This window comes from Pseudonocardia sp. McavD-2-B, assembly GCF_024124365.1.
Lineage (GTDB): Bacteria > Actinomycetota > Actinomycetes > Mycobacteriales > Pseudonocardiaceae > Pseudonocardia > Pseudonocardia alni.
In genome coordinates, this window is record NZ_JAMXSG010000476.1 from 1 (window position 1) to 2,127 (window position 2,127).

Consider the following 2,127-nt stretch of genomic DNA (forward strand, 5'->3'; position numbering starts at 1 on the left):
GTCGAGGAGCTGGAGCGCCGGGTCGGCGGCGGCGAGGGCCTCGCCGCCGCGTGGACGGCCGCCGCCGCGACCGCGACCACCGCTGCCGGCGCGACCGCCGACCTCCGGCCCCGGATCGGCCGGGCCCGCCCGCTGGCCGAGAAGAGCGTGGGCACACCCGACGCCGGGGCGACCAGCCTCGGCCTGATCGTCACGGCCGTCGCCGACGTCCTGACATCGCAGAAGGAGCAGACGTGAGCGAGAAGCTGCGCATCGTGGTCGGCGCCGACGACGCCGGCTACGAGTACAAGGAGCGCCTGAAGGCCGACCTGGAGGCCGACGACCGCGTCGCCGAGGTGGTCGACGTCGGCGTCGCCGCCGACGGGCACACGGCCTACCCGCACATCGGCGTCGCCGCCGCCCGCAAGGTCGCCGACGGCGAGGCCGACCGCGGCCTGCTCGTCTGCGGGACCGGGCTCGGCGTCGCGATCTCGGCGAACAAGGTGCCCGGCATCCGCGCGGTCACCGCGCACGACCCGTTCTCCGTCGAGCGCTCGGTGAAGTCCAACAACGCGCAGGTCCTGTGCATGGGCCAGCGCGTGGTCGGGATCGAGCTGGCCCGCATGCTGGTCGCCGGCTGGCTGGACCACCGGTTCGACCCGGGCAGCGCGTCGGCGGAGAAGGTCGCCGCGCTCGACTCCTACGACCGGCGCGACGGCGAGCGCCTCGCCGAGGCGGAGACCGTCGGGACGGACTGCTGATGTTCGACCTCACCGGCTCGGTCGCCCTCGTCACCGGAGCGGCGTCCGGGATCGGGGCGGAGGTGGCCCGCGCACTCGCCGGGCAGGGCGCCGTGGTCGCCGCCGCGGACCTGCGCACCGACGGCGTCCCGGAGGTCTGCGCGTCGGCGCACGTCGTCGACGTCGCGGACCCCGACGCCGCGGCGGCCTGCGTCGAGGAGGTCGTCGCCCGGCACGGCCGGGTCGACGTCCTGGTCAACTCGGCCGGGATCGCGCTGCTCGCCCCCGCCCTGGAGCTGCGGATCGAGGACTGGCGCCGCACCCTGGACGTCAACCTCACCGGATCCTGGCTGATGGCGCGCGCCGCGGGCCGGGTCATGGTGGAGCGCGGGTACGGGCGGATCGTGAACCTCGCCTCGCAGGCGGCGAGCAGCGGGCTGGAACAGCACGCCGCCTACTGCGCGTCCAAGGCAGGGATCAACGGGCTCACCCGCACCCTCGCCGTCGAGTGGGGACCGCACGGGGTGACGGTGAACGCGGTGTCGCCGACGGTCGTGCTCACCGACCTGGGTCGCGCGGCGTGGGACAACCCGGCCGGGGACGCGCACCGCGCCGAGATCCCGGCGCGACGGTTCGCCGAGCCGTCGGAGGTCGCCGCGGCCGTCGTGTACCTGGCCTCGGCGGAGGCCGCGATGGTCAACGGCGCCGAACTACGGGTGGACGGCGGGTTCACGGCCCGCTGAGAACGCCCGCCGATCGTCGTCCGCGCGATCCGGTGACTCCACGCGGGGTTCACCTCGGTCGGGTCGGATGGGGTCCATGAGCACGCTGCTGGTCTCGCTGTCCGGCCTGACCGACTCCGACGACGCCGACCGCGCCCGAGCCGCCGCGTTCGCCGCGGAGCTGGACCGGCGCGGCGTGCCGCTGACCCACCTCGTGCAGCCCAAGGGGCCCGACGGGCCGCTGCGCCGCGGCGACGACCTGGTCCGCTGGATCGCCGGCCGCGTCCGCGCCGGGGACGACCTGCTCCTGCACGGTTTCGACCACACGAGCGACCCGGTGGGCGCCTGGCAGAACGGCTCCGTACCGCGGATCGGGCGCCGCACCGAGTTCGGGGCGCTGCCCCGGCACGAGGCCGGCCTGCGGCTGACCGGCGCCCGGCGGATCCTGCTCGCGACCGGGCTGTCCACCGACGGCTTCGCCCCGCCCGGCTGGATCGCCTCCGACGGCACCCTCGACGCGCTCGCCGACCTCGGTTTCGGCCTCTGCGCCGACGAGACGACCGTCCGCGCGACCGGCGGTCCGGTGCTGCACGCGCGCGTGCTGACCTTCCGGGCGTCCGAGCCCTGGCGGGGCGAGCGCCGCGCCGGGGAGCGCCGCCGCGGACGGGCGCTGGAGCAGCAGGCCG

General features: G+C 76.2%; 4 protein-coding genes. All 4 read left to right on the forward strand.

Annotation, left to right across the window (positions count from 1 at the left end; all coding sequences use genetic code 11):
* On the forward strand, positions 1-237 hold a 237-nt coding region (locus NH602_RS30375), incomplete at its 5' end, for a DAK2 domain-containing protein (protein ID WP_253069626.1).
* On the forward strand, positions 234-740 hold the full coding sequence (locus NH602_RS30380) for a ribose-5-phosphate isomerase (RefSeq protein WP_073575825.1): 507 nt from the start codon (positions 234-236) through the stop codon (positions 738-740). The genes NH602_RS30375 and NH602_RS30380, both read left to right, overlap by 4 nt.
* Entirely contained in the window at positions 740-1,462 is a 723-nt protein-coding gene (locus NH602_RS30385; RefSeq protein ID WP_073575826.1) for a GolD/DthD family dehydrogenase, read from the forward strand. Before NH602_RS30380 ends, NH602_RS30385 begins: the two co-directional genes overlap by 1 nt.
* A gap of 76 nt (positions 1,463-1,538) precedes the next feature.
* Positions 1,539-2,127: DUF2334 domain-containing protein (locus NH602_RS30390; RefSeq protein WP_253069627.1), on the forward strand; the 589-nt coding region annotated here is incomplete at its 3' end.